This is a genomic window from Phaeovulum sp. (assembly GCF_041596715.1).
Taxonomy (GTDB): Bacteria; Pseudomonadota; Alphaproteobacteria; order Rhodobacterales; family Rhodobacteraceae; genus UBA6213.
Window position 1 is genome coordinate 1 of record NZ_JBFHIA010000196.1, and the last position, 5,913, is coordinate 5,913.

Sequence of the window (5,913 nt, forward strand, 5' to 3'; positions counted from 1 at the left end):
GACAGTTTCAATGATCGCCAGCATCGCGGGGGCCTGTGCGCGAAGGTAAAGCGTGCGGTGAAACTCTAGATTCGTGCGCACATAGGCGACCGCGTCGTGCTTGGCGACCGCTTCTGCGTTGGCGGTGTTGATCGCCGAAAGCCGGTCGATCAGCGCCAGATGCGCGCGTGGCAGCGCCCGGCTGGCAAGTTCCGGTTCGATCAGTGCGCGAAGTGCTGCCAGTTCTTCGATCCGCTCCTGACTAAGCTCGGGCGTTGCGATCCGGCCCGAGGATGACAGCATCAGCGCGCCTTCTGCTACCAGTTGCCGCAGCGCCTCGCGCGCGGGGGTCATCGATACGCCGTAAGCCTTGCCCAAGCCGCGCAACGTCAGCGCCTGCCCCGGCTTCAATTCGCCATGCATGATCTGTTGGCGCAGACCGCGATAGATACGGTCATGCGCGGCCAGGGCCGAGTCGGCTGGGCGTGTAGCGGGGCGCGTGGTGGGCAACATGACGGCAAGGGACCACAGCGCCCCCTTGCGGTCAATCGGGGAAGCGATAGGCGTGAAGTGCTTGGCCGTGCTGTTTCAGCCAAGCACGCGGGGCCGCGTAGCCGGGGCAAAGCCGCGCCACAACGGCCCAGAATGCAGGCGAGTGGTTCATTTCGGCCAGATGCGCCACCTCGTGCGCGGCCACGTAATCCAGCACCTCGGGCGGTGCCAGAATCAGCCGCCACGAAAACATCAGACGGCCGTCAGCCGCGCATGAGCCCCAGCGCGACCGCGTGTCGCGCAGGGTGATCCGGGTGAAGGGCCGCCCAAGCGCCGCGGCGTGGCGCGTGCAGGCCTCTTGCAGCCGTTGCCGCGCCATCAGGCGCAGAAAGGCTACGAGACGCACCCCCACCCGCGCCGGGTCAGGGGGCAGCAAAAGCGCGTCGCCCTCGATTCGCGGTGCCCGCACCGGGGCGGCTGAAAGCACAAGAATCCGTCCCTCAAAGGTCACGGTCGCGCCAAAACCCAAAGGTGCGGGGGGGGCCATGCGCGCCAGCGCCTCGGTGACCCACGCGCCTTTGTCACGCGCGAAGGCAAGGGCCTCGGCTTCGGCGGCCCAGCGCGGCAGGGTCAACGTAACCTGCCCGTCTGTCCGCGAAACTCGCAGGCTGAAGCGCCGCGCGCGGGCCGAACGGCGCAGCGTCACATGCACTTCAGGCGGGCCGGGCAACAGCAATCGGCGCATCGGGTTCCTTTACGGGGTGGACGAATCTTGCAAAAGGCTTTGACACCTCGCGCCGCTTATGGCAGTTGGCTCCGACTCTCGATTATCAGAGCAATGCCAGGAGTTTTCCATGCCGAAAGAGGAATGGGGCGTCAAGCGCCTCTGCCCGCATTGCGCGAACCGGTTCTACGATCTGGCGCGTGACCCGATGACCTGCCCGGTCTGCTCCAATACCTACACCGCTGAAAGCCTTGTTGCAGGACGCGGTCGGGTCATGGTTGCCGACAAGGCCGCCTCGCGCGAGCGCACGCTTGACGTAGAAGATCTGGATACCGAAGAGGATATCGACGCGGATTCGGGTGATACCGAACTCGACGACGATCTTCTCGAGGACGACGAGGATGACACCGTCTCGCTCGACGACATCGCTGATGTCACGACGAACGACGAAGAGCCGTAAGCTTTCGGTTCAGCTACAAATGAACGGTAGGGCACGGGTGCGATTCCCGTGCCCTTCACGTTTGTGCAATTGCCCCAAGAGCCATAGCTTCACCCGCGATTTTCCGCTTGCGCGGCTGCAAGCATATGCCTATACGACCCCCCACGCGGGCCCCCAAACCCGCGTATCGCGTGGGGTCATAGCTCAGTTGGGAGAGCGCTTGAATGGCATTCAAGAGGTCGACGGTTCGATCCCGTCTGGCTCCACCAATCACCCAAACACCTAAATAAACCTGTTGCGCGCACTCGGCTTGCGCTTTGGCGGATGATTGCCGGCCAACCAGACTGCCGGAAAGCGGGCGCGCTGCGATCAGTTCCAGGTTTCGGGGAACCAGCCAGAATTGCCCCAAAGTTGACCATCGTTATTGACCGCCAGAAACACGCCCAAAGGCGTTTCCACGCGGCGTATGCCTGTGGGGGATACCTGATCTTCGCCGTGCAGCAGCACCCCGGTCAGGCCCTCGCTCCGCGAGCCTTCGGCGTGGATGAAAAGCCGGTAAATCCATGTATTGTCATCCAGCAGCGCGGTCGGGTCGCTTATCTCGGTCACAGGCAACATGCCCTTGCGGATAAAGCCGCAGATGCTCCAAAGGTAGGGGCAGGGCATATTCTCGAAAGCGCCGATCTTGGTTTCGACAACCGCACCCGGGGCTGCCACGATCGCGGTGCCATCTTCGCTAAAAAGTGTGCCGAGCCAGCCTTGGCTCCGGGTGTTCGGCTGGGTGACCTCAAGCTGGTAAAGCAGGCGTCCCTCTACCTCTTGGGCGCGCACCGAGGCCGGGGCGAAGCCAGCCAGAAGAACACCGAGCGCAAAAAGAATCACGTGCAAATGGCGGTAGGACATCTCGCACCCCCCCCCGCAGCGCATCCGACCGTGCCGGGGACAAATCGCTAAACCTGTGGCCAGCGTATTCCCTATGTGTCGGCCTTTTCAACCATGATCCTGTGGCGCGACGACGCACCGCGCGCCCGGGTTCAGGCCCCGTAAGCCTTGCCCCAGCGCGCAATCAGTTGGTGTTGCAGCGTCTTGGAGCGGTTGATCCAGCTGCGCGAGCCTGCCGGGGCTTCCACCGGGCCCGCAGCCTCGCGGCGCGGCTCGTCTGCGGTGAAGATCGCAAAGGCCAGTTCCACACCACCCGGTGCGGTTATGAACCCGGTCAGCGTTGATACAAAGTTCAATGTGCCCGTCTTGGCCGAGACTTGCAGCGGCACGGCACCCGATTCTTTTGGCATCGAAAAGGGGCGCAGCAACCCGCGCAGCCCGGCAGCCGGACCCAGCTGCGCCATCGCTTCGACCAAGGCACCCGCACTCATCCGCGTTTCGACGCCAAGGCCCGAATGGTCGGCAAAACGGGTGCCCTCGATGCCGCGTTCGGCCAGCCAACTGCTCATCGCGCGACCGGACCCGGCAATGCTGCCTGCCCCCGTGCCGCGCGCGCCCGAGGCGCTCATGCCTACAGCCTCTGCGGTGATGTTGGTGGAATAGCGCAGCATCTCGCGCAGAATCGTGGTCAGATCGGCGCTGTCGTGCTGTGCCAGCACCGTGCCACCGGGCATCGTGCGCACCTGCACCGGTTCTGGCAAGGTGATGCCTTGCGCATGCGCCAGCGTGCGGAACACATCGCCCGCGTAAAGCTCTGGCAGGCGCACCGGCAGCCAGCGCCCGCCGCCTTTGCCAAGCGCGGTCACTGCCACCGTCCATTCCTCGCGCCCGTCTTTTTCAGTGTAAGCAAAAACCGGCGTGTCGCGGTCCACCACCGAAATGCGCACCGAATTGACGCGCGGCACCACGGTTTCGGAACGCGCGTCCATCGAAATCTCATAGCCCGCGCCATTTGCCTTCCACTCGAAAAAGACGCGGTTGAAGTTGAGGTTGAGGCCGCTGACGGCGGGGTTGTAGCCGACATGCACGGGCTGATCGTGCGCGATTTCACGTGCATAGGGCAGTGTGGCCCCCCAGACGAGGAAACGCCCGGAAATGCCGGTCACACCAGCCGCGCGCAGATCGCGCGCCATGGCGGCAAAGTGGTCTGTGTGCAGCGTAGGGTCACCCCCGCCCGCAAGCACCAGATCGCCTTCGATCCGGCCGCCTACCAAGGGGCCAGTGGCAATCAGCCGGGTGGCAAAGCGGTGCCCCGGGCCAAGCCGGTCAAGCGCGTAAAGCGTGGTGATCGATTTGGCGGTACTTGCGGGCGGCATGGGAAGTTCGGGGTTGCGCGATTCGAGCAACTGGCCGCTGCGCAGGTCGATCACCGCAAAGCTGACATTGCCGCCCAGTTTGGCGGCATCGATCAGTGCCTCGCTTGCCTGTGCCGAGCGCGCCGCAAGCACCGTGGTCGGGCGCGCGATGGGCAGTGGCGAAACGGTCGGCGGTTCGGGCAGGGCGGGGCTTGCCAATCCGGCCAATGCGCCGCCCAAGACGAAACGCCGAGAAAAAATCATGCTTTCGCTCCCCGCCAATAGAGCGACTCTAGCCCGCCGAAATGCGCGCGATCAACCCTTCGCGTGCCAGCCGCCGCGCGCCCGGATTGCTGACGACGAGATATCGAGCATCGGCATGTCGAGATAGCACCACGCAGGCGGCGCGACGCGCGCAAGCCGCCCCGCATCACCGGGGGCAAGTCGGGCGTGGGAATAGGCGCGGGCGGCGGGCGCGCATTGCGCCGCAAGGCGTTGCCCCGGCCTTGCCAGCACGCCCACCGGCACCATGCCAAGAATACCGCGCCAGTCATGCCAGCGGTGAAACTGTGCAAGATTGTCGGCACCCATCAGCCAGACGAACCGCACCCCCGGATAGAGCGGGATCAGGCGTTGAAGCGTATCGGCGGTGCGCCTTGTGCCCAGCCGCGCCTCAAGGTCGCTGACCGTCACGCGCGGGTCGCCGCTTACCCTTGCCCGTGCCGCCGCCATGCGCAGTTCCAGCGGTGCCGGACCATTTGCCTTGAGCGGATTGCCGGGGCTGACCAGCCACCAGACCCGATCCAGCGCAAAGCGCTTCAGCGCCTCTTTCGTCAGGTGCAGATGGCCCGCGTGCGCGGGGTCGAACGAGCCGCCGAGCAGCCCGATCGCCATGCCCGGCGCAGCCATGGGAAAACCCTGTCTCATGCATACTTGCCTAGCGCATCGCTTGCGCCTTTGGCAGGGGGAAATCTCAGTCAGCGGGTGTGGGGGGCGGGGGCGTGGCCTGCGCGTCGGAACCGTGGTAACTGATGACGCAGCGCCCCCGCCCGGCCCGCTTGGCCGCGTAAAGTGCTGCATCGGCATCGGTAAAGATCTGCTCGCCATCCGGCAGGCCATAGCAGCGCGACAGCGCCACGCCGATACTGGCAGAGATTCGGCACGCCGCGCCCTCGAAATAGAACGGCGCTTCGAGCCGCGCGATCACCCGCTCGCCCAATTTGCGCAGCTGGTCAGGTTCGATCGCGCCGCGCAGAAGCAGCACGAATTCGTCGCCCCCCAAGCGTGCCACAAGGTCGTTTTGCCGCGTTTCGGCGCGCAAAATGTCTGCGACATGCGTTAGCACAAAGTCACCCGCCGCATGGCCGAGGGTGTCATTGATGGCCTTGAAATGGTCGAGGTCGATCTGCGCAATGGCAAAGGCCGAGCCGCCGCGCATCGCCTCTGCCGTGCTGCGCGTCAGTTCGCGTTCCAGCGCGCGGCGGTTGGCAAGCCCGGTCAAAGGATCGCAAAGCGCCTGCGCCTCGGCGGCCTGCTGCGCCAGTTGCAGGCGGGCGTTGAGTGCGCTGAGTTCGCGCATCACCGCCGATTTCGCCTCGTGCAGATACAGCAGTTCCAGCGCCAGATCGGTTGGCGCAAAATCGGCGGCGGTCAGGGCGTGGTCGCGCACCGCTTCGGCCACGCCTGCGCCGAACGAGAGGTTGAGGAAAAGGTCGTTTTCGCCGCTGGCCCGACAGGCCAGCACGACGCCGCGCAGATTGGTTACGGGGGGGCGACGCAGCGAAAGGTGCACCCTGCCGCCCGGCCCGTCGCGCAGCGCGGCCAGAGCTGCCCTACCGGGCGCGCTGGCAACCGTGAAATGCGCGTCGAACGGTTGGCCTATCAGCCCGGCAGCACCACCACAGATTTTGCCCAACGTCGGACCGACCGCCCGTATTTCGCCCGCAGGGCCGAGCCAAAGATGCATTGGCATCAGCTTGCCAAGTGCGGCAAGCGACAGGTTAGGCGTGACGGAAAGGGCAGGGCGCTGGTTCATGTGGCCA

General features: G+C 65.0%; 7 protein-coding genes and 1 tRNA gene. 2 read left to right on the forward strand and 6 right to left on the reverse strand.

Annotation, left to right across the window (positions count from 1 at the left end; translation table 11 throughout):
* Together ABY403_RS12520 and ABY403_RS12525 are read right to left on the reverse strand one after the other, a co-directional pair.
* The coding region (locus ABY403_RS12520; protein ID WP_372841158.1) for a GntR family transcriptional regulator at positions 1–492 on the reverse strand (492 nt) is incomplete at its 3' end.
* Between the two features lie 31 nt (positions 493–523).
* Positions 524–1,216 (reverse strand): M48 family metallopeptidase, encoded by a 693-nt coding sequence (locus tag ABY403_RS12525; RefSeq protein WP_372841160.1) that lies wholly within the window; start codon positions 1,214–1,216, stop codon positions 524–526.
* 109 nt (positions 1,217–1,325) lie between these two features.
* On the opposite strand from ABY403_RS12525, the gene ABY403_RS12530 reads away from it, so the two are divergent.
* Both ABY403_RS12530 and ABY403_RS12535 read left to right on the forward strand, forming a co-directional pair.
* Entirely contained in the window at positions 1,326–1,655 is a 330-nt protein-coding gene (locus ABY403_RS12530; protein WP_372841161.1) for an FYDLN acid domain-containing protein, read from the forward strand.
* 172 nt (positions 1,656–1,827) lie between these two features.
* A tRNA-Ala gene (locus ABY403_RS12535) sits at positions 1,828–1,903 on the forward strand.
* 100 nt (positions 1,904–2,003) lie between these two features.
* On the opposite strand, the gene ABY403_RS12540 is transcribed toward ABY403_RS12535, so the two are convergent.
* From ABY403_RS12540 to ABY403_RS12555, 4 genes are all read right to left on the reverse strand, one after another.
* Entirely contained in the window at positions 2,004–2,537 is a 534-nt protein-coding gene (locus tag ABY403_RS12540; protein ID WP_372841162.1) for a hypothetical protein, read from the reverse strand.
* A 131-nt stretch (positions 2,538–2,668) separates the two neighbouring features.
* Positions 2,669–4,135 carry a D-alanyl-D-alanine carboxypeptidase/D-alanyl-D-alanine-endopeptidase gene (gene dacB / locus ABY403_RS12545; protein WP_372841163.1) on the reverse strand — a complete coding sequence of 489 codons (1,467 nt, stop codon included), beginning with the start codon at positions 4,133–4,135 and terminating at the stop codon, positions 2,669–2,671.
* 51 nt (positions 4,136–4,186) lie between these two features.
* The gene (locus ABY403_RS12550; RefSeq protein WP_372841164.1) at positions 4,187–4,798 is read right to left on the reverse strand and encodes a nicotinate-nucleotide adenylyltransferase; all 612 of its coding nucleotides are present in this window, start codon (positions 4,796–4,798) and stop codon (positions 4,187–4,189) included.
* 46 nt (positions 4,799–4,844) lie between these two features.
* Positions 4,845–5,906, reverse strand: a complete 1,062-nt coding sequence (locus ABY403_RS12555) for a GGDEF domain-containing protein (RefSeq protein ID WP_372841165.1) — start codon at positions 5,904–5,906, stop codon at positions 4,845–4,847.
* Between the last annotated feature and the right edge of the window lie 7 nt (positions 5,907–5,913).

Excerpts from the sequence above, each read along its gene's own strand:
- ABY403_RS12525 (WP_372841160.1), bottom strand. The coding sequence starts at position 1,216 with ATGCGCCGATTGCTGTTGCCCGGCCCGCCTGAAGTGCATGTGACGCTG.
- ABY403_RS12530 (WP_372841161.1), top strand. The coding sequence starts at position 1,326 with ATGCCGAAAGAGGAATGGGGCGTCAAGCGCCTCTGCCCGCATTGCGCG.
- ABY403_RS12540 (WP_372841162.1), bottom strand. The coding sequence starts at position 2,537 with ATGTCCTACCGCCATTTGCACGTGATTCTTTTTGCGCTCGGTGTTCTT.
- ABY403_RS12550 (WP_372841164.1), bottom strand. The coding sequence starts at position 4,798 with ATGAGACAGGGTTTTCCCATGGCTGCGCCGGGCATGGCGATCGGGCTG.
- ABY403_RS12555 (WP_372841165.1), bottom strand. The coding sequence starts at position 5,906 with ATGAACCAGCGCCCTGCCCTTTCCGTCACGCCTAACCTGTCGCTTGCC.
- dacB (WP_372841163.1), bottom strand. The coding sequence starts at position 4,135 with ATGATTTTTTCTCGGCGTTTCGTCTTGGGCGGCGCATTGGCCGGATTG.